The sequence below is a fragment of the Kitasatospora sp. NPDC058162 genome (assembly GCF_042884005.1).
In the GTDB taxonomy this organism is placed as follows: Bacteria; Actinomycetota; Actinomycetes; order Streptomycetales; family Streptomycetaceae; genus Kitasatospora.
In genome coordinates this window covers 17,539-44,342 of record NZ_JBHVUS010000017.1, presented here as the reverse complement: position 1 = coordinate 44,342, position 26,804 = coordinate 17,539, and the positions used below count along the sequence as shown (strand labels likewise).

Below are 26,804 nucleotides of genomic sequence, written 5' to 3'. Positions count from 1 at the left end.
ACCGGCGGGTGACGGACCGGCGGGGGTCCGGGGCGGGGGTCAGCGGGGCGGGTTGCAGAGGAAGGCCGACGTCTCGGCCGACGCCCGGCCCGGCTGTGCCGCTGCCGGGGTGGTGCCGATGCGCACGCCCCAGGTCGGGAAGGTGTCGGCCGAGCCGAAGTCGTGGGTCCGGGTGATGGTGGCGCGGCCGTTCTGGACCGCCACCGTGTCGGTGGCGACGGTGACCGCACGTCCGCCGGAGCTGTGGTACCAGCTCAGCGTCAGCGTTCCGGTGGCGGCGCCCTGGGCGGCCACCGTGACCGTGGCGGTCAGGCTCCAACGGCCGCCGCAGACCAGGGAGTCCAGGTTCACCGTGCTGACCGTGATGGTGGCGGGAGCGACGGTCGGACTCGGCGTCGCCGGGGTGGTCGCGGAGCCCGGCCCGACCTGGCCGGGGCCGACGGGGGACGCCGTCGGCGCTGCGGCGGGGCCGGACGGTACGGGATGCGGGCCGGTGGCCGGGGCGGCGGGAGGCATGCCCGGCGCCACGGGCGTCCTGCCGGCCGGCGCGGCGGTGGTGCTGCCGCTCGGGGTCCCCGGGGTCGTCGGGGTGCCCGGGGTCGTCGGCGCGGCGGCCGTCGGGTCCGCCGAGGCCGACGGTGTCGGGCCGGAGCCGCCGACGCCGCTCGGCGCCGGGGAGGGGTCGGCCGGGTCGTGCGCACCGAGGCTGGTGGTCGCCTCCGGGGAGGCGCCGCCGACGACCGTACGGGCGCCGCCGGCGGCGGTCCCCGCCGTCGCCACGCCGGCCAGGGTGGCCAGGGCGACGGCGCCGGCCGCGACGCCGGCGAGCACCTTGCCGCGGGTGCCCAGGCGCGCACCACGGCGGGTCAGGGGCCGCTGGACGGCGGCCGGGACGATGTCGGCGGCCGCGGTCACGTCCGCGGCCTCCGTGCCGGAGGGGCCGCCGGTGCCGCCGCTGCCGCCGCTGCCGCCGCTGCCGCCCAGGGCGGTGTGGGCCAGCGAGGTGCCGCCGACGGCCCCGCCGTGGGCGCCGGGCAGCAGCAGCGCGAGCAGGGCGACCAGAGCCGTCAGGTCACGGCGGCCCTTCTCCTCCCAGTACGGCCCGTAGCCGGCCGCCGCGACCGCCTCCAGTTCCTCGACGAGCGCGGCCGCGCCGGCGGGCCGGGCCTGCGGGTCCTTGGCCAGGCCCGCCAGGATCAGCGGCCGGACCGGGTCGGGGGCCAGCTCGGCCGGGATCGGGGCCTCGGTGTGCTGGGCCGCGAGTTCGGCGATGGTGGTGCCCGTGTAGGGGCGGGCGCCGGTGAGGCACTCGAAGAACGTGACGGTGGCGGCGTAGACGTCACCCGCCGGGGAGGCGGGCCGGCCGGCCCACTGCTCGGGCGGCATGTAGGCGGGGGTGCCGGAGACGTCGCGGTCGGCGCCGCTGGGCACCGCGATGCCGAAATCGACCAGCTTCGACCTGCCGGTCGTGTCGACCAGCACGTTGGCGGGCTTGTAGTCGCGGTGCACCACGCCGGCCGCGTGAGCGGCGGCCAGGCCCAGCAGCGAGCCCTTCAGCACCACCAGGGCGGCCTCCGCGGTGGTGGCGCCCTCCGCACGGAGCAGGTCGCGCAGCGCGATCCCGTCCACCAGCTCCATCACGATGGCCGAACCCCGGTCCCCCTCCACGTACTCGTAGAGCCGGGTGACGTGCGGGGAGTCGATCCTGGCGAGGACCTGCGCCTCCGCGCGCAGCGCGGGCGTGCCGACGGAGGCGTGCAGGTACTTGATCGCCACCGGGGTGCCGGTCTCCCGGTGGCGGGCGAGGACGACCCGGCCGCTCGCGCCGGCGCCGAGTTCCCGCTCGTGGAGGTAGTCCGGGAGCTCCCAGGGGCGTTCGTCCCCGGGCGGCGTCGGGACACCGCCCGGGACGGGTGCCGTGCCGTCCGTCCCAGGTCTGCCGTCCTGGGCCCGTCTGTCGTCCTGCGTCGGTCTGTCGTCCATCGCCTAGCGCTCTTCCCGTCACTGCCTGCTCGGCATCGCGGCGTCGCACCATACGGCACGGCGGCCGCTGGGTGGGACGCAGCCCGTGAACGGCGGGTTGCGGGCCCCTCGGTCCGGGAGGTCACGATTCGGGTGATTCGCACAGCCTCCCAACCATTCGGCCTGGCCTCGGCCGTCCCGGGCGGCTTCCGGCGCGCCCGTCCGACGTCCTCTGACAGGCGGTCTCGGCCATCTGCCAAGTGATCTTGACCGATCCTCGCTGGCCTAGGGCAGCAGGAGTTCCTGGGTCGGTCGCGAGAGGTTGAGCAAGTGGTCGATGACAGCGGCCACCGGGTCCGGCTGCGGGTCGAGGGCGGAGAAGAACCGGCTGATCTCCGCCGGACCGGCTGGGGGTGGGGTGTCGAGGCAGTGCCTCGCTTGGGTGCGGCTGTTGGCCAGGGCGGCCGTCCACGCCGCCTGCTCCGCGGCGACCGGGACGGGGAAGTAGGCATCGGCCCGGCCTGCCGCGTCGAGCAGGTCCGTGCAGGCGTTCCGCAGCGCCACGGCGTCCACAACGCCGTCCGGACCGACACTGCGGTCGGCGGCGGCGAGGGCGCCCTCGTACTGTTGCATGATGCTGCGCCCCCCGAAGTAACCCCAGGCCCAGACCTGCAGACCGGCTGTCAGGCTGTCGACCGGTCGGCGCTGCAGCGCGGTGACGATCGGATCCGGGCCGGACCCGGCCGGATCGGACGCGATCCCGGTACCTCCGGGCGCGGTGTAGCCGACCACGCCGAGTCCGAGCAGGGCCAGGCATCCGGCGGCACCGCAGGTTCGCCGGACCAGGCGGGACCCGGGGAGCCGCTCGGACTCGGGACGACGGAGGGCGGCAGGGGCCCGACGGCGCAGCCGTGCGGCGGAGGACACCGGATGGCCCGTCTCAGGGTTCGACCGTTCTCAGCGAGCCTCGCAGCCGTTCTGGTTGCACCTGCACGACGGCCGGGCCCGCGTGGTCGGTGTGCGGACGCCTGACGGCCGCCGGAGGCCGCGTCCGGATGCCCAGGCCGCTCGCTGCCGGGCGGGTGACGAACGCGGAGAACCCCTTGGGCCTTTCCCACCTGTCCCTGGTGGTGTCAGAACGCGGTGCGGTTCTGGCTCCTGGGGTCACGGTCGGCACGCTGGTCGGCGTAGAGGCCGGCACGGGCCAGCCGTCGCCAGGGCCGGGCGCAGCGAAGCGCGATGTCGATGTCCGGGTCGGTCGAGTCGGGGTCGAGGTCGGCGAGGGCGAGCGCGGGTCGGTTGTGGGCCGGGGCGCGGGTGAGCCAGCGGCCGCCGGGGGCGACGATGCCGGAGGGGGCGTTGGCGGCGTACTGGGCGGGGACGGCGTAGCCGAGCCAGTAGTTGTAGAGGGTGCCGTAGGCCTGGGCGACGGTGGCACGGGCGGGGTCGTCGACCATGACGGACAGCAGGACGCAGTCGACGTCCAGGCGTTCGTACGCGTGGAACAGGGCGGGGAAGTTCGCCTCGATGCAGATCGCCAGGCCGAAGCGGACGCCGTCCACGTCGAACACGGTCGGCTCGGGCCGGCCGGGGGTGTAGAGGTAGGACAGTTCGGTGTTCGACAGGAAGCGCTTGTCGTACCGGGCGACCAGTCGTCCTTGGTCGGAGACGACGTAGAGGCTGTTGTGCGGAGGCCGGGGCGGTGTGAGCAGGTGGAGCGATCCGAAGACCGTCCACAGGCCCAACTCGCCTGCCAGGGCGGCGATCCGCTCGGCCTCCTCGCGAAGGACGTCCCACGCGGCGCCGGTCCAGTCCGCCGGCACCGGGCCGCCGTCGGGGCCGGTCGCCACGACCCGCTTGTCCGGGTAGACCAGGGCGCCCTCCGGGAACTGCACCAGCCGCGCCCCCGCCCCGGCGGCCTCCCGCATCAGCGCCCGGACCTCCCTGCCCGCCGCCCGGACCGCCGTCCGGTCCCGCGGGTCCTCGGGAACCGTGCTCTGCGCCACCGCCAACCGCAACGCCCTGACCATCCGGCGACCGTACCGGCGTGGGCAGTTCACCGTCCGGCCCACGCCCAGCAGGTCACCCGCACGTGTCCCCGACCGCAGCAGGTCGTACCGCACACACACGCCACCGGGACCCAGCCGCGTCGGGCAGCGACGACACGATCCCGGCGGCGAACAGGACCCGGACCGCGTACGCGGAGACAGCGCCCCCGAGAGTGCGGAACTGGTGCTCCACGCCGGGCATTTGTCATGGCGTACTTTCCCTGAAACGGCCGACCTGGTGGAGGCATCACCCGACCTCGGAGGCCACTGCCCCGGCCACTACGATGTGATCATGAAGCTTGGGGTGGGTGTGCGTAGCGTGAAGGCTGCGTCGATGGTCGGGGTCTCAGTCCTGCTGGTGGGGGCGGCAGCAGGCTGCGGAGGCAGTTCGCGGCCTGCCGCAGGTGCCCCGACGGAGGCCGGCCGCTCCGCCGGCGCGGCGCCCGGCTCTTTGCGGCTGACTGCTCCGGACTCTCTTCCCGGCGACTACCGGGCCAAGGACCCCGCCGACATCCGCACCAACGATCCGGCGGGCCCGCAGCAGCAGCCCGCCGGCTACAAGAGCTTCGACGGGGCTCTGGTGGCCAGGTACACGGCCGACTCCGGCAAGCCCCTGATGATCGGCGGCGCCTGGGGCACCATTTCGGATCCTGGCGCGGTGCTGGCGTCCGCGATCACCGCGATGCAGTCCCCGAGAGGCACCTGGACGGTGCCGCTGGCCGAGGTCGACGCCCAGGACCCGTACGACCCGCAGGGCCGGCTCACCTGCGGCGTAGAGACCGACGCGCTGCTCGTCATGCCCGTGTGCATCTGGGCCGATCACAACACCGCCGGCTCCGTGAGCTTCCCGCCCTGGGTCCAGGGCAGCCCGGCCACGCTCGACCAAGCCGACGCCGCCGACCGCACCCGCCACATCCGCGACGCGATGACGACGCCGAGGCAGTAGCCGCCAAGACCAACCCTCGCCGAGGGAGGTCGGTTGGCCCCGGACCGTCGGCTCCCGCGCATCGGACCGGACAGCGCGGTAGAACGGGCTGCAAACCAGTGCTCAGGTCGCCGACCGTGCGGCCCTCGCAGAAGCGGATGCGGGCCGACGTCGTTGAACGAGGAGGACGTGGCCGCTACGACGGGCCTGGGCGAAGCCGGCGTGGACGGGGCAACCCGCTGGACGGACCGGCGTGACCGGCTTCGGGGATCAATGGACCGTGGTCAGCCCGACGTTCAGCCTTCGCCGTCTTCGTAGCGGAACGGCTCGATCGTCCAGGGCAGGCCGGGCCCGTCCCGATAGGCCGCGGAGCCGGGCTGCAGGCACGCGGTCTCAGAGAGGGAGGCATCCTCCTCCACCAGACAGGAGAGGCAGTACAAACCGCTGGCACCGGGGAGGTTCGGATCGTTGATGCCGTCCCCGATCAACCAATCGCCGTCGCTGTCGTGGACGACGACGAGCGCCGGCAGGCGTCCTTCCGCGACAGTCCGCTGGACCACTGCGCCTAGGTCACGTGGAAACCGGCCGTCGGGGAAGGGAAAGGACGCCTGTCGGACCACCGGGTGGGAGTCGTTGTTCACGGAAGCAGTATCGCAGCACTCCGCATGATGCTTCGTACGGATGATCGAACCCTGTCGCCCACACGCGGACCAGCCAGACGACGGAGAGGCCTTCTGTGCTGTGACATCGGATCTTGACCGTTTACCACTGAAGGTTGACGACCGATGGTTCCCACCATCGAAGGTTGAGCGGGACATCAGGAAGCGAATGGTGTGCCCCCTGCGAGGGCCTGGCAGGATCGCCGAATGCACCGCTTCCGATTCCGCGGCTTCCGGACCGTGACCTGGCTCCTGCTCCTCAACTGCGGCAGCCCGAGAACGCCCGGACGGACACCGGCACGGCCGTCACCGCGACACCCCACCCCGGTGGCGACACCGGCCGCGACCGCTGGCGGAACGGCGAGCGAGCCGGACGAGCCTACGGAATGTCAGGATCTGGAGCTCTGTGACTTCTGCGGCAATTGGGAGGCCAGGACCGCATTCGGCAGGGGCCTCGACTTGCCCGAGGGCTGGGTGGCCCTGGAGATCGACCGCCGGGGCGCCGAGGTGCTCTACCGCACGTACTGCTCCGAGGACCACATGCGTCTGGATCTCGCAGGCCCGCTTCCCGCTCCGGAACCCTTCCGGGATGAGCCGTGGGACATGGCTCCTCGGACCGTCGGTGACCGTTGGGCCGACCTCGCGTTGCGCGTGGGAATGTGGCTCGTGGGCGGCTTCCTGTTGCTCGGATCCGTGCTGGCGGTGCGGTTTCTGGTCGGATTGCTGTAGCGAACGGTTCGCGGCGAATCGTCGGCACCGCGTCTGCCCATGGCCCCGGCATCGTGCCGCCGGGGCCATGGGCAGACGTGAACGGTCGATCTTCGATGGCACGAACCCGCGATCGTCAACCTTTAACGGCAGACGGTCAAGATCCGCTTTCACAGGACGCCTTCGCAAGATCCTGAGCTCTGCGACGAGGCTCAGGAACCAGTGCGACGGCCGCGTAATGGGTGGCGCAACAAGGCAGTCCAGCGCGATACGTTCGCGGAACTGTCATGTTTCCGGGCGGACTTCTACCACTGCCTGAGCGGCAGGCGCGACGCCGGACCTCCTGGACGTCGGACGACTGCAGACAGCGCTGGCCGACCTGGCGCTTCCGCGCACTGCCAACGGCCGTCTGGTGCTGGCGATGGACGTCTCCCCGTGGCTGCGGCCGGACACCGGGACCTGCCCAGACCGGTCGTTCTGCCACACTGACGGCCTCGGCGACGCCGAGCACCAGTCAATCCCCCGACTGGCCGTCGAGAAGCGCCCAGCGGCGGGTGCACCCCCACGGTTTTCTAATTCGGGGCTGTGCCGTGGATGGCCTCATGGAGGCCGACGGCGATCACAGCGTCTTGGCCTTGGCGCCAGATCAGCAGCGAATCACCCGACTTCTTCGCCGGCGATGATTCGCCGATCCCTTCAATTCTGACCGCCATTGCTTTTTCGGAGCATCCGACAGTTGCGAATTGGAAAGGCTGCAGCTGGGCAGACCCGACCGTGTACTTCCCGTCGAGAACCGTCCCGGGAAAGTCCTGGTGGGCGTCCGAGGCACCGACGTGACCGGCAGGGCGCGGTGCCCCGACGGATGCCGGAGCCGTCGTGGTCGGCTCGGTCAACGAGTCCGGCAGGAGCGTCACCTGGCAGACTCCGCCCCTCACCGAGAGGATCACGTCGGTGCCCGAGATCTCGGCGACCCCGAGGATCTTCGCGGTTCCCTCGGCGGGCAGGAGGTCGATGGTGCGCTGGACCGGCACACTGGCGGACGTCGCGGCGAGTCCGTTCAGAGCCCACGGCCCGTCTCCCCCTTGAGGCCCGGTGCCACCGCCACCTGTGCAAGCGGTCGCGAGGCCGACCGTGAGGAGGAGTGCCGCGCCCGCGAGCCGGCTCGATCGCCGCATGTGCTGAACTCCCCTAGTTCGCCCAGTGGTTGTAGCAGTAGCCTACCGGGTGGTAGGCGTCGCCGCCGCCGACGTAGCGGTCACCGACCGAGGTGTCGTAGACGTCGAAGGTGAAGTGATCGAACAGCGGATACGCCTCCAGGGTGCCGAACTTGCCGTCCGGGACGGCCCACTGACCGGACTCGGTGTTGGTGGCGGTGTCCGTGACGCTGAACCCGACGGTGGCACTCACCTTCCCCGCGTCGACCGACACGCTCGACGACCACTGGCTGCTTATCGCCCGGCTCTGGGTGAGCGTCAGGGTCATCGGGCCCTGGCCGGTGACGATGTCCACCCGGTCCGTGCCGCAGGTCTGCCCCTGGAACTTCCCGTTCCGGGCCACCAGCCACCAGTTGGTCGTGGTCGACTCCTGCGCCCCCTGAGGCGGTGCCGCCTGCTCGGTCGCAGGCACCGGGAGCTTCGCGGCCGGCGCCTTGCGGTCGATCGTCCAGTGCTCCGGCACCGCCCCGGCCGGAAGCCGAACCGCTGTCTTCGAAGCCGGAGCCGGAGCCGGCGCCGGCCCGACGGTGGACGCTGGAGCGGCTAACGCCTGCGGAGCCGCCAGCGCGAGGAAAGCCCCCAGGCCGACTGCCGCCGCAGAGATTCGAGAAGCATTCTTTCGCACAGCCTTGTTCACGGAATTTTCCCTCCGATTTGCCCGCTCGCCGATCGGGCGGGCAATTCAGAACCCTAGGGATTGAATCCTCCGGACATAAGTCGAGTTGAGGAAGATTTGATGCAAGCACGTCAGGAGGCACCCTTTCCGAAGCCACGCAGAGCGCGAGGCCGACGGTGCGGGCGCGCCTGAAGGCCGCCGCATCGCGGCAGCACGATGCCGGGTGCGCCCGCACACGGTGAGCGGGCACCCGATCACCACGTACCGCCCGGCGGCCTGACACCTCCCCAGAGGTGCCTGAGGGGGTGCCTCAGGAGGTGCCTCGCCGCCTGGCATGCGCCGAACAATCTTTCTACGATCGGGTTGACTGACTCGAACACAACAGACCAGGGCACCCTCCATGGCACACCCCCTCACCCTGCTGCGGGCGACGCTGGGCCTGTCACAGCCCGAGTACGCCCGCCTCGTCGCGCGCACGCACAGCAACCTCGGTCTGGGGGCGATGGCCGCGCGCCGGGAGAAGGTGTCGCGCTGGGAATCGGGACGCATCGCGCCCGAGTTCACCGCGCAGCTGGCGATGGCGCACCTGCACGGCGTGCCAGCGGCCGAGGTGCGTCGCCTGGGCTGGCCGTACTGGACGCACCTGGCGATCCAGGACACGGTCCTGCTGGAACAGCCCTACACCCGCGAGGGCGCTACGACCGTCCTCGCCTCCACGACGCAGCCCACCAGGGGCCCACAGCCGAGGGCCCTCGTACTGCGCGGTGCCGCGCTCGCCGGCCAGCTGCGCGACGCGCTGGCCCGCCTCGCCGGGTCGCCGTCCCAGCCGCCGAGGCCGCTTCCCGAGGAGATGGCCGGGTGCGTCGCGGGCATCGAGGCGCGTGTGGGCGCTCTGGAGGCCCAGGAGCACGGCACCCTGCTGTCACCGGCGGGTCTTTACGCGGCGGCGCACGCCGAGCACCGTCTGGTGGTGTCCCTGCTCACGCGGACCGGGCACGATCACCCGGCGGCGCCGCAGCTGTTCGCGCTGGCCGCCCGCACGGCCATGGTCTGCGGGTGGCTCGGCGGCGCGCTGGGCGAGGCGGCGCGGGCGGAGCGCCACATCCTCGCCGGGATCCGGGCCGCCGCCGCAGCCGGCCGCCCGTCGCTCGCCGCGCGGGCCATGGCGCAGCTGGCACGTCATCACCTGGTCGTGGGCGAGGCGAACGATGCCATGCTCCTCATCCATGCCGCCCGCAGCGCCGATCCCCGGACCTCGGAGGTGGCCACGGTGGCGCTGCACAACTTCGAGGCCGTCACCTTGGCCCGGCTCGGCCGCGCGCGTACGGCCGCCGCCGCGCTGGAGAACGCCGGCCAGTGCCTGGCCGACACGCCCACCGCCGCGGACGGGCCGCTCAGTGACGGCCATCGGCTCGGCTACCAGCTCTACCTGTCCGCCACCGCGGGTGCCATGTGGTGGTACCTGGACGAACCGCGCAAGGCCGGACAGTGCTTCAGCCCCATCACGGAGTTCCTCCTCGCCCCGCACACGACCGCTCCCCTGGCCCGCACCGCGGTGTGGCTGCTGTACACCATCGACACCCACCTGGCCCTCGGCGAGCTCGACGTCGCCGCCGAAGCAGCCCACCAGGCCGTCGACCTCTCCGGCACGCTCCCCCCTGGCCTGGCCAGGGAGTACCGCCGCCGACTCGCCCCCCACCAGCACGAGCCCATCGTCCACCGGGCCCTCGACCACCTGAACGACACCGGACCGGTCTGAGCCTGTGATCTGACGTCCGCCCTCGGACGGACGGTGACCGCGGCTCGCTGTGGGCGCGGTCACGGTGGAGGTCAAGCCCCATTCGTCGGCCTCGTCCACCTGGTGATCACCCGCAGCTCTCGTCGGGGCGCGGGCCAGGCCTGCAGGCGGATGCCCTCAGGGGCGAAGCCTTCCGGGTCCGCGGCAGCAGCCGCCAGGCCGCTGCGGGAGACACGAACACGCATCCAGCCGGCCGGGACGTCGAAGCGGGCGGCGTCAGGCAGGTAATCACTGCATCCCAGGATGGCCAGGCGCCCGGAAGGGACATGGACGCTCGCCTCCACCACGTGGTCGAAGTCGGCGGAGTCGTCCGCGGGCTCGCCCTCCAGGACGTCCACGGCGACGACGACGTCCATGTTGTTCACCGTGCTGAACGCCAGGATGTCCTCGGCAGTGGCAAGACCGTCGAACAGAGCCTGCGCCGTCCACGCGCCCCCCACATCACTGTCGGAGTGCTCGTCCATCACATGGATCTGATGGTAGTCGGCGAAGAGTTCCAGATGCGTCGTCACCAGGACATCGTCCCGGAGAGCAACGACACCTGACGAACGAGCGAGGGCGATGGAAGTCGCTGAGCCTGCGATCCACCCGGCGCGACGTGGTTCGGTGCCGATCTTGTGGCGGGTCGGCCTGCAGTGGGCTCGTCGGCGGCCAGGAGCAGGCCCACGTCGCAGCGGGTCGCGGGGCGGCACCTCTTGGAGCCGGGTGGTCTGCCGGAGCCGGACCGGGAGGGTCTAGAGGAGTTGCTCGGCGACTCCGAACTGATCTGCCTGGCGGTGGCCCAGGCCCTGCTCACCTTCCAGTCCGAGGCCCGCCGGCCGCGCCGCGCGGAACGGACACCTGGCGGGCATGCTCCCGTACCTGCTGCCGCGAGCAGGCTGCAACAAGCGCCTCCGCGCGGCGCTCCCGCTGGTGAAGCGCATGATCCGGGAGCTCGCGAGAGGCAGCGGCTTCTGGACCGACACCGTCCCGATCGGAGAGCGCCGGCCCGACCGCGGTGACCGCCGTGCGCAGCGGCTCGGTGCTCTGCCCATGCCAGCGCGTCGGGCCCTCGGTCTGCTCGACGAACGTCCGCCGTGGACACGACCGATCCGGGCAGGCGACCCGTCGTACATGCAGCGCGAGCACGACCCGCCGTCCCGCGCCCCGGCAGGTCGGCACTGAACCGAAGGTAGGAGCCGTGCACGCGACTCGACCAGGCGCCAGGGCCGGGGCAGTTGGCGCCGTCGGCGGTCGACTGCACCTCCCCCCGAACCACGGGGCCGACCGGCTTCACCCGGGCAACCGCCATCTCCGATACCGACGGGAACAGCAACTCCCTGAGCAGGGACCACGATCGCGTCACCGCCGCCGACTGGCCTTCGTCGAACAGATCACGGGGTTGACCCGGCGCAACGGCCGGTGGACCGAGCGGCTGCGGTCGACGCTCGCCGTGGTTGGCCTGGCGATGGCCGGGCGGGCTTCCGGCTTCTCCGCAAGCGCGTTCTGCTGTTGTGCTGGTTTCTCGCCTTGCCGGTCAGCGGTAATGCCCCACAGACACCGCTGAGCTCAACAGCCGGATGTCGTACTCGGTCCAGCAATCTGAGATCTCGATGCCAACCTCGCTGTCGCAACAGGCGCACAGCAGGTTCGGGCCATTGAGTCCATCCCGCCTGCAGCATCCGTAAAGCCGGGCCGGGTCCATGTGAGGCCGCAATTGCACGCCGTCCAGCGGGTTGATCACCCAGGTCGCAATCGCGCCAGCAGGAACGTACGGATCCGGGTCGGCGGCGACGGAACCTAGCGCCACCGTCGATGGGCCGTAGGTGTAGTGCTCCCTCCCCTTCACCCGCGGTAGAGGCTTCCACTCAAGTCGTTCCAGCGGATTCGACAAGGAAGCATCACACTGCCGACATCTGAAGACGATCAGCACTCTGGCATCTCTCCCGTCCACAACAAACCGTCGCCATCCAACCAGCCAGCCGGCCTGCCGTGCGACCAGGACCAGTAGGTCACTCTGTGTTGTCGACCGAGACCGCACCGCAGAACTCGTGTCAGAACCCGAGAAATAGCAGCGCGCGCGACGCGCGGTGAGTCGCTCGTCGTGCTTGCGGGGCGTCACTGCTCAGCGCGTGGCCGGGTGAGTTCGGCTCCGACCTTGGCCAGTATCTGGCCGAGGAGGTGGAGGGCTCGTGCCCGTATCGGAACTCCTCGTGCTGTTCCCGCCCAGCAGGCGTCGGTGAGCTTCTCGGTCACGGTGAGGATCCGGTCATCGTCCGGTGCGGCCATTACGAGGACGAACCGCACGTAGTCGCCGATGTTGGTGCCCTGGGGGTGCTGGTCGGTGAAGGTCTGCAGGCGCGGTGTCAGGGCAGGCAGGGTGCGGTCGGTGGGGAAGACGACGGCGAGGCCGGCGAGGGCCAGCCGGACGGCAGGGCATTCAGCCGACCAGCGGGTCAGCAGGCCTGGAGTGCGGGCCTGGACCGCGCCGCGGGCCCGGGCCTCGCTGTCGGGATCGGCATGTTGAGGGGTGTTCGGCCAGGTCTCGGGGAGGTGGCGTTCGCCAGCGGTGGCAGCCCTGACCAGCAGATGGACGGCTTGGAACCGCTGCCGGGCGGGAACCAGGTCGTCGACGGCGAGGGCCGCAAGCAGGGCGAGGCCGTCGGCGGTGGCTGGTTGGCAGGTGTCCTGGTAAAGGATCTCGTTGTAGAAGTCGCTCAGGAAGCTCCAGTCGTCCCAGTATGGACGAAGTCCCTACCTTGCGATCGCGATCGCCGGGCGAAGATCAGGGTAGACCCGGCCAGACCCGGACAATCGCCCCATGGAAACACCAGCCCCGCGGGCAAGGCCGACGGGAACGCCCTGGTGCTCACCGGCCCGCTCGGCCGCCTTCTCGGCGGCTGACGCACGACCCGGACCCTCGCCCAAGGTTCGTCAGCGGAGCCCCGTGCCAGCTCCTCGGCACGGGGCTCTGCCCGACCTTGAAGACAGACCGCGCGGGCTGCTCCTCCCACGTCCACCTCTACACCGCCTGCGGCGAACACCTCGTCACCTGAGCAGCATTACGGCGCTGGCGTGCCGGCCAGCGCGCGACACAATCGGCCGGTGACCGGTAGGAACGGTCTCGGCGCGGATGCGAGTAGCCAGCGCGGCGTCCTTGTCGATGTTCTCGTCGGCGAGCGCGGCGGTGAACGCCTCCGCGAGGGTCATGGGCTCGGCCCGGGCGTGCCAGGCCGCGCCGTACTCGCCGCGGGCGGTCAGCAGCTCGGCCGGGGCCGGCGTGAGTGCGGCCGCAGGGTTCGTCAACCGTAGGCTGACGGTCGTTGGCGGGGGGCGAGGAGCCGACGCCCTGCCGTTCCCTCAGCAGCTCCAGCGCGGCGTAGACGTCCCGGTAACGCCCCCAGCCGTTGTCCTGTTCGGACTCCTCCAGGACCCGTTCGACTATCGCCAGCTCCCAGGCGCTCGCCGTCCGCAGCGGGAAGGCGACATCCTGGAGGTGGTGGCCGACGGTCCAGGTGTCGACGCTTCGCCAGAGGGAGGACTCCCCCGTGGCGTAGAGGCGGATCGCGCCGAGGACGGCCGCCTCCGCACGGAGACCGCGGCCGGTGCAGACCACGTCCTTGTGCTCGGGCAGCTGCCGCTCGACCGCCCTCTTCACAGTGGCCTCGGTGGGCCCGTCGTCCCAGCGGATCACCCGGTGCCGCCGGTCGTCGTAGTACTTCGCGTTCAGCGCACGCTCGTAGACCTTGGACATCTCCCGGACGAAGGAGCGGATCACGCCGCTGCGTGCTCGGGACGGTCCGCTGTGGCCGCAGTCGGGATGCCGTGTCCGGTTGGTGGCACCGAGGTGGGCGGGCCGCGTGCGGCCTTCCCGGGGAGCGTAGCGGGTCGGCGCCGGGGTGGTCAGCGGGTGTTGCCGTGGACGATGACGCGGCCGGGGTAGTGGGCGTCGATGTAGGCGCGGGCGGCGGTGAGGTCGCCGACGACGCCGACGGTGGTACGGCCGTCGGGTGCGAGGTCGGTGTGGAAGACCTGGAAGCCGGGCTGCCGGAGGTCCTGGAGTTCGCCTTCGAGCTGGTAGTCATGGTCCGGGTGGTAGACGAGGTCGGAGGGGATGTGGCCGGGCACGACCCGGGTCTGGCCGGGGAATTGCCGGTCGAGGTCGCGGCGGGCGTCGTCCAGGCTGCCGATCACCTCGACGGCCTGGACCCCGTCCCCGGGGTGGGCCCCGACCATGTCCGCGTGCCAGGTCGCGGGGCCGATCCCGGCTCGGTAGATGGCCTGCTGGAGGTCGGCCAGCGCCTGGCCACGGGGGCCTTCGGGCTGGACGGCGGCCGCGCCGCAGGCGACGGCCAGCACCGAGAGGGTGGCCAGGAGCCGGCCGGTGAGTGCGACGTCCACGGGGGCGCCTTTCGTTCGTGCTGTCAGGCGAGGGAGAGGCCGAACTTGTCGATGACCGGCGAGATCGGGGTGTACAGCAGGGTGTCGTAGCAGTAGGGCCGCCCGTTGGCCACGGGAGAGCAGATGACCTTCTGACCGCCGCCGGCCACGATGACGCCCCGGGCCTGCATGTCCTCACCGCCGGTGACGCTGGCGAAGACCGGCCCGCCGCTGTCGCCCTGGGCCACGGCGATGGTGTTGCCGTCGGTGCGCTCGGCGACGTCCAGGTCGGTGTGCCAGGTGCCCTCGACGCTGGTGGCGAACTCGGTCTGGGTGGCCTTCAACCCGCAGTGCACGCCCGACATCGCGCCGCTGTCGCAGACCAGGCCTTCTCCGAACTAACGGATCGAGTGAGCTGGAAGCCCGAGATCATTAGCTCGAAGGTGTCACGAGATGCTGGACCTCCCGGCGATCTGTCCGAAGGTCGGCAGGCCCAGGTGGACGACCGAGGGCTGGAGCATTGCGTCTAGCTGTGCCAGCTTGTCTGCGGCGCCGGACAGGCTGATCTCAAGTCCTTCAACCTCACCGAGCCAGCCTTCGCGCTGTGCCTCGGCGATCCGATCGATCAGGTTGTCTCGAATCTCGATCAGCCGGTCGCGCTGGGACGGCTCGGGTCGTAGAAGCGAGCACCTGACACAGGCGTGCTCGTGGACGCAAGACGTCCCGAAGGCCCTCGCGCAGGTGCCGAGCGAGAGCTTGCGCTTCTCGAAGTGGGCAAGGAAGGCGTCCCACTCCTCGTTTGTCGGAGTGCGGTATTCCTCGCTGGGGCGGAGCGTTCGTCGGCGTGCGATGAACGCGCGGTGGGCCTCGATGGCGTCAGCGGGGTAGATGGCGTTGTAGCCCATCGTGGTGTTGATGTCGGAGTGGCCGGCGAGGACTTGGGCGATGTGGGGCGGCAGGCCGCTGCGAATCGCGTCGCTGATGAAGATCCGTCGGAAGTCGTGGGGCGAGAAGTCGAGTGGTTGGCCGGCTGAGTCCGTGAGACCTGCCCGCTCCAGGACCTCATTGAGGCCATTCTGGATCAACGCCCTTGAAACCGGCGTGAGTTGACTGCCATAGGTCCACTGGAAGAGTAGCGGCATCGGCGGGTTCCGGACCTTCTCCGCGACGTCGTAGCTGGTCACCATGGGAATCGCACCCGTTCGCGGGTCACGGACACGGGCGATGATCGTGCTGAGGACGTCTGCCAACTCCGGGCTGACCAGCAGGAGCCGTTCCTCGTCGGTCTTGGACGGTGCGACCTGGAGGAGTGGAACGACTTCGCCGGTGCTGGGCAGTTTGTACTGAATCAGGCTGTGATGGCTGGCTTCCAGCATCTCTTCGATCCGGACGCCGGTGTGCTGGAGGAACTCGATCGTGGCCCAGGCCCAGAATGCCCGTTCCTCGACCTGCCCCAGGTGGGTGCGTCGGCCGGTCTCGTCGTAGGCCCGGTAGGGCGTCGTCGAGTCCTGCTTCTGCCGGGTGTAGGTCTTGCCCATGAACGTGAACCGCCCGCCCAGCGGTGCGGCCCGCAGAGCCTCCATGCCCTCTCTGGCCTCCGCCCAGTTCTCCCTGGCGACCCTGACCAGGGTCGCCAGGGCGGGCAGGCGTTCTCGGGTGCGCTGGTCCATCTTCGCCTTGCGGCGCTTCTCGTGCTTGGAGGTACTGGCGTCGGCCGCGCTCACCGGGCATGGGGCCACCCATGGGCCCCAACGTTCGGGCTCCTCGACCGCCCAGTGCGCCAGGTCGAGGTAGAAGGCCCGGACACTCATCATCAGGTTGCCGTAGTTGGCGCGCTCCGACACCACCTCGTGAACTGAGCCGTCGGACGCCCGTCGACGCGTGATCTTGGTCCGGCTGGCCTGCTTCCAAGCCGCGGCGACCTCGGGCGGTAGCCGGAGCGTGTCGATGCCGGGCTGGATGCGCTCGATCTGAAGCCAGAAGTTCCTCACCAGGGTGCGCGACGCGCCCTCCAAGGACGTGTAGTCCATGGTGGGCTGGCACTCCTTCAGGTACTCGACCAGCAGGTTCCGGATCGGCGTCGACTGAGGGTTGTAGCGGTCTACCAGCTGTTCGACCGAGACCTGTCCGGTGGTCCGGGTCAGGAATCTCAGCGTCATCGGCGCATCGGGCGGCATGTGCCCGAGCTCCCTGAGCCAGGAGTAGAACAGGGTGTTCCCGCTGGTTGTGGGCTGGTTCTCGCGGAATGCCTCCATGAACTCCAAGGAGTCGCCGACCGTGATGTCGGTCAGGCCACCCCCTTTGGCGATGATGAGTTTCACCAGCACGTTCCTCGCGATGGTGCCCAGACGGGAGGACCATGCTTCCGGGCCGACCATCTGCTCCAGGTGGGCGAAGCCGTCGGGGTCGCGGTATTGGCTGACGATGGCGCGGCTGTTGGTCGACGCACGGGTGAGCTGCCAGCGGAGCGAGGGTCGAAGCACATCAGCGCTCACCAGCGCGAGAAGGCCTGAGCCCAGAGTCTCGCTGGCGCGCGTCACCTCATGGCCGGTCCAGCCGGGTGCGTGTGTCTTCCACTCCGACCCGGTGGAGGTGGCTGCAGGGCTCGCGTTCCAGCGCTGCTGCCAGGTGTCGCCCGGCTGGTCCTGGAGCCAGCGGAGGACGAGCTGGGCTCCGCGGCTCCGGCAGTAGCGGGTGGTTAGTCCGGCGGCTCGCAGCGATGGCTGGTTCAGCCGGTCCATCACCTCTTCGTAGGTTTGACTCGTCGCATGCCAGTCGTCTTCGTAGGGTCGGGGCGGGAAGCGCTCCTTCACCGCCGCCAAAGCGGCTCCGGCGAGCGGTTCCCTAGCCGGAGGGGCGGCGGAGGCCGACGCCTCCAAGGTTTGGGTGAGGATCACCAGGAGCTCCCGAAGAGGGTCTTCAACGAGTCGGGGTTATAGCCGGGGGCGGGTGGCGCCGGCGGGCGCTCGCGCTGTTCCGCCTGGCGTGCGTGGTGGGCGCGGACGCGTTCGATCACCTCGTCCTGGCTGGCAGGCAGGTAGAGCTGGGTGGTGGTGAGATGCGCGTGACCGAGGACCCACTGGACATCGGTCAGCGGCATCTTCGGGTCACGGGCAAGCCGGTAGGAGGCGGTGTGTCGCAGGTCGTGCAGGGTCCAGTTCGAGCCCAGGAGGTCGTTGGCCCGGTTGAACATCGCCCTGGCCGCGTCGTAGTTCAGCGGTCTCCACGGCCGCCTCAGCGTCCACCACAGCGGCAGGTTCGGTCCGACGGGAGTACCTGATCGCCGGGCTTCCTCCTGGTAGAGCCGCAGCCACACGAACGCGTCCGTCGAGCAGGGGACTTGCTGGTAGGCACGGGTTCCTTTCCGGACGATGCCGAGGAGTTGCTGGCCAGCCAACGCATCACGCTGTCGGCTGGTCAACTGTTCTTCCGCGCGGGCACCGTTGGACACCCAGAAGGCGAGCAGGGCGCGGTCGCGGTTGTACCGCAAGGCCGCGAACAGTGCGTTAAACATCTCGTCGGGGATTCGCCGCGGGGCGCGTTTGGGGATGGTCGGCCGATAGCGGCCCGCCCGTTCCTGCCGGAAAGGCTGGCCGGGCTTGTGGTGGGCGTTTGCCCGCTCACCGCGTCGCGAGCGGTCCAGGGGGAACGGGTTGATGATCGGGCCGGTACCCTCCTCCAGGTGGAAGGCGTAGAACGTGCGAAGCACGGTCTCGCAGTGCGCGCGCGTCCTCACCGAGTACTTCGGGCCCGGCGACGCCTTCCCGGTGATCGCATTGGGTGCACCTGGCATCGCCTTGCGGCTCGCCTTCGGCTTCGGGGCAGTCTCAGCGGTGTAGCCGGCCTTGCGGTGCCGCCAGTGCAGACGTCGGGGCTTGTCCGCAGTCCGCATCCACCGGGTGAAGTCCCGCGCGTCCACGCGGGTCGCGTGGTTCCACTCGATGCCCAGGGCCCACAGGAACCGCCACCAACGCAGCAGGTCCATCCCGTACGAGCGGATCGTGGCGGCAGAACTGTCCACCGCCTGGAGCTCGGCGAAGTAGGTGCGGACGGGCTCTACGACACCACCATCTGGGGCTATCAGCTGGTACGGAGCCCAGGGATTCCCGGTCTCCTGCAACTTGCCTATCTCAGGCAGGACGAACTGCTCCAGATCCCGCTCGGGACGATCAGTTTCGAACACCCGGGGAAGCTAACAGATCATGCCCCTGACCTGCGAATATGTCGATGTTAGTTCGGTTAACAGGCCGCCGACGCTGTTGTGCCCGGCGCCGATGGCGCGCTTGGAGTACCCGGAGGCGTTGTCCCACGCCCCGTCGTAGAACCGGCCGCTGGGCGGCCCGTTGGTGTTGATCACGGTGACGTCGAGCCCGGTGTCCGAGTCGGACGCGGTGCCGATCGTCGTGCCGGTGCCAGCCTTGTACGTGCCCGAGGTCCCGCAGTGCGCGGCGGTGAGCAGGACCGCGGTCTTGCCGCGCCACCCGCCGAACCCGGAGCTGCAGAACGCACCGTCGGGCGCCCTGAGCTCGGCGCCGGCACGCCACGGGCTGGCGTCGCTGTGCCGGGTCGCGGTGGCCACCGGGGCGATCGCGGGCGCGGCCTGGACCGGGACACCGGCGAGCTCGGCGGCGTGCGCGGCGACCTGCTCGCCGGAGAGGGAGCGGCCGGTGGTGTCGGGGGTGTAGGCGACGACCAGACCGGTGCCGTCCGCCGCCGAGCCGGCGCCGTGCCACACCGCGCCCGCCGCACCCCGCACGGCGGCCTCGACGAGCCGGTCCCGCGCCGCGCGTAGCTGCCCCAGGGTGTAGGGCGCCGGCCGGACGGTCGCGGTGATCCCCGGCGGGGGTGCTCCAGCAGGTGGGTGACCCGTGCGGGTACGTCGCCGTGCCAGTACAGGGCCAGGACGCCTCGCTGCGGGTCGATGGTGTGTCCGGCGTAGCCGGGCACTGTCGCGCGAAGGTGTTCGGGCACCCCGGTGACGGCGTCGGCGAGCCGTTCCAGGGCGGCCTGACGTCCCAGCACCCCGGCATCCACGACGGCGGCCGTCCGGTGGGCGCCGCGCACCGGCGGTGTCTCGGCCGCGTAGGCGGGCACCGCCGTCAGCAGCGCAAGCGCGACGGCCCCGACGGCGGTCGCCGTCCTGCTGATACGCACCCGCCCAGTACCCCACGGCGCGGGCCGCCGCCGCCAGCCGACCCCCGCCTCATCACCCCCACGGGCGACGACACGACGGCGTGATGGTAGTGGCGGGTTGCCGCGATGCGCCCCGGTCAGCATCCTTTGGTTGGCCGCTGGTCGGCCGCTGGTCGGCCGCCCGGAGCTTCCCCGGACGGCCAACCGGACACGCTTTCGACGCCTTCTGAAACAGGCGTCCTAGTCGCCCAGCATGTTGCTGACGTAGTGCAGGACCATGGACCACGTGGGGCCCCCGTACTCGTACTCCGGCGCCGCGTGACGTGCGGCGGCCGGGTCCACCGCGCGCATCAGTTCCAGCAGGCGCTCCACCGCGCCGTCCGGGTCGGCCCCGCCGTCGGCCTCGGGGTCGTAGGCCCCGCGCTCCACCTCCAGGGCGTACAGGAAGCTCCCGAGACACTGCACACTGCTGTTCAGCAGGTGTGATGACCCTCCGTCGGGCATCGAGTAGACGAGTCCGGTCGCGGTGTCCACTGCCACGCCGTCGAGGCCGATGCCCCCGAGTGCCAGCCACGCCGACATGTCGAACGGGCAGCCGGGATGCTGCTCCGCGACCCGTTGCCAGGCTTCGCCTCCGATCCGAACGCGGCCGTCCACGAGCTCCTGGCTCGACTCGAACCACCGCTCGCGGTCCGGGAGGCCGACATCCCGCAGGAATGCCCGGGTCGGGGCGTGGGTGATGAGGGCAGCCAGGTGCTCCGGCAGGACGAGAAGGCCGTCGGGGAAGGCCTGCGCCATGGCGTCGTGATTGATCAGCTGCATGAGCTCAACTCCCTTTCCATCAGCTCTACTTCTTCTCTGCCGGGTTGGCCAGGGGGAGGTATTCGCGGATCAGCCCGCGACGCATGGGGCGGTTGGAGCCGATGGTCATGCCCAGTTCGGGGAAGTGGCGGGCCACGGCTTCCCGGTCGAGCGGGGGCTGTGCAGGGGGATGGCGACCTTGCCGTCCTGCTCCGTCCACGGGGCGCCGGGCTGGACCTGCCAGATCCGGGTGACGGTGCCGGCCGTGACGACGACGAGTGCCTTGATCCGGGGGCGGGTCGCCTTGGCGACGCGCCACCAGCGGGAGTCGGCGACTTGCTGGGCGCTCGGGTCCTCGTCGCCGAGCTCTCCGTACGGGCGGCCGTCCTCGTCGTAGCCGATGCCGGTGCCGCGGTAGACCACCATGGCCAGCTCGTCCAGCCGCTGGAGGCGCACCAGGGTGCGGGGGTCCATGCCGAGCCGCCGGACCGCTTCGTTCGTTCCGCCGGCGGCCTGGACGTAGGCGCGCAGCGTCAGGGCCCGCTGCCGGCCCAGGTCCTCCTCCTCGCGGTCGAGCGCCCGGAGCCGCTCTTCGAGCTCTTCAAGGGAGGTCAAGTTCTCTCCTCGTATAGGGGGACGGCGACGGGACGGCCTGGCGCGGCTGCCCCGTCGCTGCGGTGACCGACGCGCCGTCGGAGACGACCGTGGTGCTGGGCCGCCGCATGATGGGCCACGGCTTCCGGTCCCGCCGCAGCCGGAGCCGGAGCCGTCGGCCGGGGGTGCCACACGCGAGCTCGGCTTCGATGACCTGTCCGGCGCGGTACGTCCCAGAGGTGGCGGAAAACGTATGGTGGCCGCGGAAGCGGCTGGGTCCGTCCGTCGGCCGGGGTCCGGCGTCAGTGCGGGGCGGCGAGGAGGAAGTCGAGCAGGATCTGCCGGCTCGTCTGGGATGTGAGGCTGCCGTACGCGTCGTCGAAGGCGTGGTCGGCGAACGGCAGTTCCTTCACCTCGACGTCGACGCCCTGCTTCCTCAGCGCGTCGCCGAGGCCGGTGACGGTCTCGGGGCGGGCGCTGCGGTCGCGGTCCCCGACGACGAGGAGGGTGCGGGGCAGGCCGGGGCGGACGTCGGAGGTCGGGGACACCTCGCGGTAGCGGTCCGGGTACTGCTGCGGGGTGCCGCCGGTGTACATCTGCGCCGCCTCGCGGGTCCCGGCCACGTCGTCCTGCCACATCTGCGCGACGTCGGTGCCGGGGTAGAAGCCGATCACGGAGGCCGGGGGCGCGGGGGTGGCGCCCTCGGCGGCCTTGATGGTGCCGTTGTGGAGGCGGTAGGCGGTGTTCATCGCCAGGGTGCCGCCCGCCGACATCCCGCCGAGCGAGATCCGCGCGCCGTCGACGCCGTACGCGTCGGCGTTGCGCTGCACCCAGGCCATCGCGGAGACGAGGTCCTGCGGGGCCTTGTCCCAGGTGGGGCGGTCGGGACCGGCCAGGCGGTAGTCGACGGCGAAGACGGCGACGCCGTGGTCGGCGAGCCAGCGGCCGGTGCCGCGCAGGTCGCTCTTGTCGAAGGTGTGGAAGCCGCCGGCGTGGGCCAGCACGACGGCCGGGGTCCGCTTGCCCGGATTCCTCGCAGGCAGGTAGGTGTCCACGCGCAGCGGCTCGCCGTCGGGGCTCGCGAACGTCTCGGTCGCGTCCGGCTTCGCCGCGGGGTAGCCGAGTTCGGTGAACACCTGGCCCAGCGAGACTTCGGCGCCGGACTCCCGGGCGGCCTGGAACTGGATGCCGCCGATGACCAGCGCACCCGCGGTGCACAGCGTCGAGACGACGGTGACCACGCGTCCCCAGCGCACCAGACCGGCCCACCAGGCCACCGCGGCGAGGCCGGCGGCGACGAGGGCCAACAGGGCCGTGTGGAACGGGTACTGCCCGCCCAGGACCGGCCCGATCACCCCAGCCTTGGGTATCGAGGGGACGTACGCGCCGAGCACGACGGCGACGGCCAGGAACGCGAGGAACGACGCCAGGACGGCGCATGCGGCGCGCAGGATCCGGACCGGCCAGCCGGTCCGGGCGGGAGGTCCGGTCCGGGCGGGACGTCCGGGCGACGCGGCAGGACGTCCGGTCCGGGCGGGACGTCCGGGCGACGCGGCGGGACGTCCGGGCGATGCGGCGGAGCTTTCGGGTGTGGTCATGGCTGTACTCCTGCGATGGTGCGCGGGACGGTCGCCGCCCGCGGAACGTGTCGGGAGCCGCGAGGTCCTCGCCACCGCACACGGGGGCGGCGAGGACCGGCTCGTACAAGAACGCTAGGAATCCGGCACCCGCACGGGCCTCACACCGCGGAGCCATTCTCCGGAGCAGCTCTCAGGTAGGGGGTCGGAGGGAGACGTCCGGGCCGGTGCCGGCGTACCACCACGGGATCACAGACCGGTGCGGCCGGGAACGACCAGTCCCGTCTCGTAGGCGAGGACTGCGGCCTGGGTGCGGTCCCGCAGCTGGAGCTTCTGCAGGATGCTGCCCATGTGCGTCTTGACGGTCTGCTCGGCGACGACGAGTTCGGCGGCGATCTCCGCGTTGGACAGGCCTCGGGCGACCAGCGTGAGCACCTCGCTCTCGCGGTTGGTGAGGACGTCGATCCGCACCCGCGCGGACGGCTTCGCCGAGCCGCCCAGCCGGGCGAACTCCTCGATGAGCCGCTTGGTGAGCCCGGGCGACAGCAGCGCGTCCCCGGCGGCCACGACGCGTACCGCCTCGGCCAGTTCGACTCCGGAGGCGTCCTTGAGGAGGAACCCGCCGGCGCCGGCCCGCAGCGCCTCGTACACGTACTCGTCGAGGTCGAAGGTGGTCAGGACGAGGATCCTGGTCGGCAGGCCGGCCTGCCCGGTGATCCGGCGGGTGGCCTCGATGCCGTTCAGTCCGGGCATCCGGATGTCCATCACGACCACGTCGGGGCGCAGCTCCTCGGCCTTGGCCACCGCGTCCAGGCCGTCCACGGCGGTCGCGATCACCTCGATGCCGGGCTGGGCGCCGAGGAGCACCGAGAAGGCCTCGCGGACCATCGCCTGGTCGTCGGCGATCATCACTCGGATCGTCATGCGCTCTGCTTCCTGTCTGTCCGGTTCCTGTCTGCCCGGTTCCCGTCTGTCCGGACGGCGGGGGCGGCGGACACCGGCAGCAGCGCGGTGACCTCGTAGCCACCGTCGGGGGTGGTGCCGGCGGAGAACTCCCCGCCGAGCATCACGGCACGTTCGCGCATGCCCAGGAGGCCGTGCCCGGCGCCTGGCGAGGGCCCGGCTCCTGGCGAGGGCTCGGCGGCCGCGGTGCCGGGCCCGTTGCGGATCCGCAGCCGCAGGGCGGCGTCGGTGTACGTCAGCTCGACGCGGGCCGTGGCGCCCGGGGCGTGGCGCAGCGTGTTGCTGAGCGCCTCCTGCACGATGCGGTAGGCCGATAGCTCCACTCCCCCGGGCAGCGGGCGGCGCGTCCCGGAGACCGTCGCCCGCACGTCGAGCCCGGCCGCGCGCACCCCGGCGAGCAGGTCGTCGAGCCGTTCCAGGGTGGGCTGCGGAGCCTCGGGAGCACGCCCGCCGGGACGGTCCTCGGAGCGCAGCACGCCGAGGAGGCGGCGCAGCTCGGTCAGTCCCTCCAGGGCGCCCGCGCGGATGTCGGCCAGCGCCGTGACCAGTTCCCGGGGCGGGTCCGCGACCCGGTACCGGGCGGCCTCGGCCTGGATGGAGATGACGGACATGTGGTGGGCGACCACGTCGTGCAACTCGCGCGCGATGCGGGCGCGTTCCTCCAGGACGGTGCGGTGCGCCCGCTCCTGCGCGAGGGCCCGCTCCTGCTCCGCGAGCCGGGCGCGGACCTCTCGTGTCCGGCGCACCCCGGTCGCGGCGGCCACGACGAGGGCGAACAGCACCAGCACGATCACCGTGAAGTACCAGGGCCCGATCCGCCTGCCCGCCAGCTGCAGTCCCAGCAGCAGCGCGGTGCTCAGCGCCACCGTCTCGGCCGTCACCCGAGGCGGGTTGCGCAGCGCGACCAGGAACGACAGTCCGGCCTGCACGGCCCACGCCCATCCCGTGTACGGCGCGAAGGGCGGGTACAACGAGAACACCGGCAGCACCACCAGCGACAGCCACCAGGCCGGCAGCGGCCGGCACAGCGCCGGTACCAGGAGCGCGGCGTGGAGCATCCCGATCGGCCGCAACGGGATGTCCTCGGTAGCGGAGACGGCCGCGAAGACCGCCACCGCGACGACCGCGCCGTGCGGCAGCCACCTCAGCAGTCCCGGCCCGCTCATGGGCGGCATCGGCTGCGGGGCCGGGGTGAACAGATCCTTCCGTACGGTGTGCAGCACTCCGCGCACCTACCGCCTCCCAGTCCTGTCCATACGGTCATTGTCCAGCTCGTTCACCGGCCGGCCGCAGCGGGGGCGCTCAGCGGTTCGGACGCTCACGGAGCCTTCCGCGGCCGGGGTGCATTCGGTCACCACGCTACGGAGCAGACCCGCTGGCCGGCCTCCCGCTGCGGAGCCGTCCTCGGCCTGGCTCTCAGGTATGAGGGATCAGTACTCATGCGCGCAGTGTGCCGCTGATCAGTCACAGGCAGGGAGCCTGGGTGAGTACCTGCCTGACGGACAACAGGCAGAACTGAAAGACCCCCATGAGTTCACCGCCCGACCCGAGCGATGGCTGCCCTCGATCGCATGAAGGCCTGTCCCTGCCCGTAGTCGCCGCGGCGGAACGTCTATGGCCGTTTTCCTACCCCAGGATCACTCTGTGAATGGCTGGTGGCGAGCGGGGCCGGCACACGACGTACTCATCCAAGTCAGCACAGGATGTCAGGTGGCACTGCCAGAGTCCGCGCCGGCCGACGACCGTTGCCGTTACCGGACCCGTTCAACCGCCAGTGCAGCAACGGCCGGTGACGGGAGGCAGCGGAGCAATCCGGGCGCGGCGGGGGCGGGCTACCGCCCGCGGTAGGGACGGCGGCCGAACCGGCAGGATGCGACTGTCCGGGCCGCCTCTGTCCCGTGCTCGCCTGTCGGTGGGGTGTCGCAGGTGGCGGGCATAATCGCCGACATTGCGATCACCGCACCAATCGGAGGCCTACTTGTCCTCGCTGTACGACTTCAAGATCTGGGAGCCGCTGCTGCGGCTCCTGCGGACCGAGCACGCGCAGGCGCTTGCCGTGCCGGGCGGCCAGGTGTCGGGGAACATCGGCCGCAGCTCGTACAGCGTGCCCGTGAAGTGGCGGTACCCGCCGCCCGGTCGGGCCATGCTGCTGTCGGACAACCAGGAGGAGCACGACGCGATCGAGCGGGTGCGGGACACGCTTGCCGGGGCCGGAGTGACCGACATCGCCTTCACCGTGGAGATCCCTCCGAACGGAGCGGCGGTTCTCCGGCTGTTCGATCGCAGCCCGGCAGTCGATCCCGGCATCGGCAGCGGTGTGGGCGCGCTGACCCTGGTCGAGGGCGCCGTCCCCGAGCCGTGGCGCCGCCTGCCCGAGCCGGCGGACGGGGCCCGGCCGGCCCCGTCCGTGGACGCGGCGCTGCTGGAACGGACGCTCCGCGAGCGGATACCCGACGCGATCGGCGCCACCGAGGAGGAGATCGCCGCCGCCGAGGAGAGACTGGGCCTTTCGCTTCCCGAGGAGGTCAAGGCGCTCTACCGGGTGACGCGCGCACGGTGGGAGGACTGGCAGGACGACTATGAGGCAGCGGAGCGCGTCTGGGGCGCGGTCGGCTTCGAGCTGAGTTCCCTGGAAGACCTGGCCGTCGCCGACCTGTCCTACCGTTCGTACTTCCGCTGGGAGCATGCGGCCACGGGGGCCGTCCTCACGGGACCCGATGACGCCGTACAGGACCTGGTCGGCTCTCCGGGGTGGATCGTTCTCGGCGGCACCGGCGGAGGGGACATGATCGCCGTCGACCTGACGCCCGGCCCCCGCGGCCACCTCGGCCAGGTGATCGTACTCGACCACGAGCAGAGCATCGGCGCGTCGCTGTGGGCCGAATCGCTCACCGACCTGGTCCTCGGCCCAGAACGGAACTGGTACACCGGACACCGGTGGGACAAGCGGCCGGTCGCGGCCATCGTCCACGACCAGAGCATCAGGAGCATCGAGGCCGCCGCCCATCCCGCGCTGGAGGTCCTGAGAATCGGGGCGTGGAGTGGCGCTCCCCTGAGCCTCGCCCCCGTCGTCGGGCTGCCCCGTCTGCGCACGCTCTGTGCCTACCCCGGCACGCTCGCCGACCCGCTGGAGATCGCCGCGCTGACCGGACTGGAGTTCCTCGAACTCGCGCCCGGGGATTGGCGAGTCCTGCTCGACGCCGGAGCAGTCCCGCGCAGCCTTTCGGCTGCCTCCATCCAGACGTTCGGGAGAGAAGACCCGCGGCCCATCGTGGCCCTGGCCGACGAGATCCTCGCCCTTTGGGACCGTCCCCTGATCACCGAGACCGTTGTCAACGGTGACCTCGGCCCCTCGTCATAGCCCCACCCTGAGCGAAGCACATGCAAACCCGGCAGCAGCCTGTGGCGCCGGTCATTCGGTACACGGGCAGGTTGTCCGTGCCGCCC

Annotated in this window: 25 protein-coding genes and 1 pseudogene; 6 read left to right on the top strand and 20 right to left on the bottom strand. The window is 71.2% G+C overall.

Translation table 11 applies throughout. The features are described from left to right. Positions 1-39: 39 nt before the first annotated feature. From ACFVXG_RS26970 to ACFVXG_RS26960, 3 genes are all read right to left on the bottom strand, one after another. Positions 40-1,983, bottom strand: a complete 1,944-nt coding sequence (locus ACFVXG_RS26970) for a protein kinase (protein ID WP_387931012.1) — start codon at positions 1,981-1,983, stop codon at positions 40-42. 264 nt (positions 1,984-2,247) lie between these two features. Further along, on the bottom strand, positions 2,248-2,889 hold the full coding sequence (locus ACFVXG_RS26965; RefSeq protein ID WP_387931011.1) for a hypothetical protein: 642 nt from the start codon (positions 2,887-2,889) through the stop codon (positions 2,248-2,250). A 206-nt stretch (positions 2,890-3,095) separates the two neighbouring features. Then, positions 3,096-3,992, bottom strand: a complete 897-nt coding sequence (locus ACFVXG_RS26960; protein ID WP_387931010.1) for a carbon-nitrogen hydrolase family protein — start codon at positions 3,990-3,992, stop codon at positions 3,096-3,098. Positions 3,993-4,461: 469 nt separating this feature from the next. Between ACFVXG_RS26960 and ACFVXG_RS26955 the strand changes: the two genes are divergently transcribed. Beyond that, on the top strand, positions 4,462-4,956 hold the full coding sequence (locus ACFVXG_RS26955; protein WP_387931009.1) for a hypothetical protein: 495 nt from the start codon (positions 4,462-4,464) through the stop codon (positions 4,954-4,956). Between the two features lie 275 nt (positions 4,957-5,231). Here ACFVXG_RS26955 and ACFVXG_RS26950 read toward each other — a convergent pair whose 3' ends face one another. After that, positions 5,232-5,576, bottom strand: a complete 345-nt coding sequence (locus tag ACFVXG_RS26950; protein ID WP_387931008.1) for a hypothetical protein — start codon at positions 5,574-5,576, stop codon at positions 5,232-5,234. A 345-nt stretch (positions 5,577-5,921) separates the two neighbouring features. Here ACFVXG_RS26950 and ACFVXG_RS26945 point away from each other — a divergent pair, with 345 nt between their 5' ends. Then, positions 5,922-6,323: a hypothetical protein gene (locus ACFVXG_RS26945; RefSeq protein ID WP_387931007.1), complete on the top strand. Its 402-nt coding sequence runs from the start codon at positions 5,922-5,924 to the stop codon at positions 6,321-6,323. Positions 6,324-6,645: 322 nt separating this feature from the next. Beyond that, positions 6,646-6,828, top strand: a pseudogene (locus ACFVXG_RS26940) (transposase); the annotation flags it as partial. A gap of 46 nt (positions 6,829-6,874) precedes the next feature. Here ACFVXG_RS26940 and ACFVXG_RS26935 read toward each other — a convergent pair. Together ACFVXG_RS26935 and ACFVXG_RS26930 are read right to left on the bottom strand one after the other, a co-directional pair. Further along, a complete protein-coding gene (locus ACFVXG_RS26935) occupies positions 6,875-7,477 on the bottom strand; it encodes a hypothetical protein (protein ID WP_387931006.1) in 603 nt (200 codons plus the stop codon). A gap of 13 nt (positions 7,478-7,490) precedes the next feature. Further along, positions 7,491-7,979, bottom strand: coding sequence for a hypothetical protein (locus tag ACFVXG_RS26930; RefSeq protein WP_387931005.1), 489 nt, complete (start codon positions 7,977-7,979; stop codon positions 7,491-7,493). Positions 7,980-8,532: 553 nt separating this feature from the next. On the opposite strand from ACFVXG_RS26930, the gene ACFVXG_RS26925 reads away from it, so the two are divergent. Further along, positions 8,533-9,891: a hypothetical protein gene (locus ACFVXG_RS26925; protein WP_387931004.1), complete on the top strand. Its 1,359-nt coding sequence runs from the start codon at positions 8,533-8,535 to the stop codon at positions 9,889-9,891. Positions 9,892-9,962: 71 nt separating this feature from the next. Here ACFVXG_RS26925 and ACFVXG_RS26920 read toward each other — a convergent pair whose 3' ends face one another. Together ACFVXG_RS26920 and ACFVXG_RS26915 are read right to left on the bottom strand one after the other, a co-directional pair. Then, positions 9,963-10,442, bottom strand: a complete 480-nt coding sequence (locus ACFVXG_RS26920) for a hypothetical protein (protein WP_387931003.1) — start codon at positions 10,440-10,442, stop codon at positions 9,963-9,965. A 1,004-nt stretch (positions 10,443-11,446) separates the two neighbouring features. Further along, positions 11,447-11,842, bottom strand: a complete 396-nt coding sequence (locus tag ACFVXG_RS26915; RefSeq protein ID WP_387931002.1) for a hypothetical protein — start codon at positions 11,840-11,842, stop codon at positions 11,447-11,449. 620 nt (positions 11,843-12,462) lie between these two features. Here ACFVXG_RS26915 and ACFVXG_RS26910 point away from each other — a divergent pair. Next, complete coding sequence (locus ACFVXG_RS26910) at positions 12,463-12,813, top strand: hypothetical protein (RefSeq protein WP_387931001.1); 351 nt, start codon at positions 12,463-12,465, stop codon at positions 12,811-12,813. Positions 12,814-12,957: 144 nt separating this feature from the next. On the opposite strand, the gene ACFVXG_RS26905 is transcribed toward ACFVXG_RS26910, so the two are convergent. The 12 genes from ACFVXG_RS26905 to ACFVXG_RS26850 all read right to left on the bottom strand — a co-directional run bounded on the left by ACFVXG_RS26905 (position 12,958) and on the right by ACFVXG_RS26850 (position 25,502). Continuing rightward, entirely contained in the window at positions 12,958-13,215 is a 258-nt protein-coding gene (locus ACFVXG_RS26905) for a hypothetical protein (protein ID WP_387931000.1), read from the bottom strand. Between the two features lie 597 nt (positions 13,216-13,812). Then, positions 13,813-14,310, bottom strand: a complete 498-nt coding sequence (locus tag ACFVXG_RS26900) for a hypothetical protein (RefSeq protein ID WP_387930999.1) — start codon at positions 14,308-14,310, stop codon at positions 13,813-13,815. A gap of 23 nt (positions 14,311-14,333) precedes the next feature. Further along, positions 14,334-14,654: a hypothetical protein gene (locus ACFVXG_RS26895; RefSeq protein ID WP_387930998.1), complete on the bottom strand. Its 321-nt coding sequence runs from the start codon at positions 14,652-14,654 to the stop codon at positions 14,334-14,336. 81 nt (positions 14,655-14,735) lie between these two features. Continuing rightward, a complete protein-coding gene (locus ACFVXG_RS26890) occupies positions 14,736-17,186 on the bottom strand; it encodes a tyrosine-type recombinase/integrase (protein ID WP_387930997.1) in 2,451 nt (816 codons plus the stop codon). Beyond that, positions 17,183-18,472 carry a tyrosine-type recombinase/integrase gene (locus tag ACFVXG_RS26885; protein ID WP_387930996.1) on the bottom strand — a complete coding sequence of 430 codons (1,290 nt, stop codon included), beginning with the start codon at positions 18,470-18,472 and terminating at the stop codon, positions 17,183-17,185. The genes ACFVXG_RS26890 and ACFVXG_RS26885 overlap by 4 nt, the downstream gene beginning before the upstream one ends. A gap of 9 nt (positions 18,473-18,481) precedes the next feature. Beyond that, on the bottom strand, positions 18,482-19,045 hold the full coding sequence (locus ACFVXG_RS26880; RefSeq protein WP_387930995.1) for a hypothetical protein: 564 nt from the start codon (positions 19,043-19,045) through the stop codon (positions 18,482-18,484). A gap of 617 nt (positions 19,046-19,662) precedes the next feature. Further along, on the bottom strand, positions 19,663-20,244 hold the full coding sequence (locus tag ACFVXG_RS26875) for an SUKH-4 family immunity protein (protein WP_387930994.1): 582 nt from the start codon (positions 20,242-20,244) through the stop codon (positions 19,663-19,665). Positions 20,245-20,349: 105 nt separating this feature from the next. Then, positions 20,350-20,838 carry a hypothetical protein gene (locus ACFVXG_RS26870; protein WP_387930993.1) on the bottom strand — a complete coding sequence of 163 codons (489 nt, stop codon included), beginning with the start codon at positions 20,836-20,838 and terminating at the stop codon, positions 20,350-20,352. A 281-nt stretch (positions 20,839-21,119) separates the two neighbouring features. Beyond that, positions 21,120-22,415 carry an alpha/beta hydrolase gene (locus tag ACFVXG_RS26865; protein WP_387930992.1) on the bottom strand — a complete coding sequence of 432 codons (1,296 nt, stop codon included), beginning with the start codon at positions 22,413-22,415 and terminating at the stop codon, positions 21,120-21,122. A gap of 228 nt (positions 22,416-22,643) precedes the next feature. Continuing rightward, positions 22,644-23,318, bottom strand: coding sequence for a response regulator (locus ACFVXG_RS26860; RefSeq protein ID WP_387930991.1), 675 nt, complete (start codon positions 23,316-23,318; stop codon positions 22,644-22,646). Beyond that, entirely contained in the window at positions 23,315-24,523 is a 1,209-nt protein-coding gene (locus ACFVXG_RS26855) for a sensor histidine kinase (protein WP_387930990.1), read from the bottom strand. Before ACFVXG_RS26855 ends, ACFVXG_RS26860 begins: the two co-directional genes overlap by 4 nt. A gap of 808 nt (positions 24,524-25,331) precedes the next feature. Beyond that, positions 25,332-25,502, bottom strand: coding sequence for a hypothetical protein (locus ACFVXG_RS26850; protein WP_387930989.1), 171 nt, complete (start codon positions 25,500-25,502; stop codon positions 25,332-25,334). Between ACFVXG_RS26850 and ACFVXG_RS26845 the strand changes: the two genes are divergently transcribed. Further along, positions 25,501-26,718: an SMI1/KNR4 family protein gene (locus ACFVXG_RS26845; protein WP_387930988.1), complete on the top strand. Its 1,218-nt coding sequence runs from the start codon at positions 25,501-25,503 to the stop codon at positions 26,716-26,718. The genes ACFVXG_RS26850 and ACFVXG_RS26845 overlap by 2 nt on opposite strands. Positions 26,719-26,804 lie beyond the last annotated feature (86 nt).

What these genes read in the sequence shown, in the direction of transcription:
- ACFVXG_RS26970 (WP_387931012.1), bottom strand. Translation starts at nt 1,983, where the DNA reads ATGGACGACAGACCGACGCAGGACGACAGACGGGCCCAGGACGGCAGA.
- ACFVXG_RS26960 (WP_387931010.1), bottom strand. Translation starts at nt 3,992, where the DNA reads ATGGTCAGGGCGTTGCGGTTGGCGGTGGCGCAGAGCACGGTTCCCGAG.
- ACFVXG_RS26935 (WP_387931006.1), bottom strand. Translation starts at nt 7,477, where the DNA reads ATGCGGCGATCGAGCCGGCTCGCGGGCGCGGCACTCCTCCTCACGGTC.
- ACFVXG_RS26925 (WP_387931004.1), top strand. Translation starts at nt 8,533, where the DNA reads ATGGCACACCCCCTCACCCTGCTGCGGGCGACGCTGGGCCTGTCACAG.
- ACFVXG_RS26895 (WP_387930998.1), bottom strand. Translation starts at nt 14,654, where the DNA reads ATGTCGGGCGTGCACTGCGGGTTGAAGGCCACCCAGACCGAGTTCGCC.
- ACFVXG_RS26875 (WP_387930994.1), bottom strand. Translation starts at nt 20,244, where the DNA reads ATGCAGCTGATCAATCACGACGCCATGGCGCAGGCCTTCCCCGACGGC.
- ACFVXG_RS26865 (WP_387930992.1), bottom strand. Translation starts at nt 22,415, where the DNA reads ATGACCACACCCGAAAGCTCCGCCGCATCGCCCGGACGTCCCGCCGCG.
- ACFVXG_RS26860 (WP_387930991.1), bottom strand. Translation starts at nt 23,318, where the DNA reads ATGACGATCCGAGTGATGATCGCCGACGACCAGGCGATGGTCCGCGAG.
- ACFVXG_RS26855 (WP_387930990.1), bottom strand. Translation starts at nt 24,523, where the DNA reads ATGAGCGGGCCGGGACTGCTGAGGTGGCTGCCGCACGGCGCGGTCGTC.
- ACFVXG_RS26845 (WP_387930988.1), top strand. Translation starts at nt 25,501, where the DNA reads ATGCTGCTGTCGGACAACCAGGAGGAGCACGACGCGATCGAGCGGGTG.
- ACFVXG_RS26850 (WP_387930989.1), bottom strand. Translation starts at nt 25,502, where the DNA reads ATGGCCCGACCGGGCGGCGGGTACCGCCACTTCACGGGCACGCTGTAC.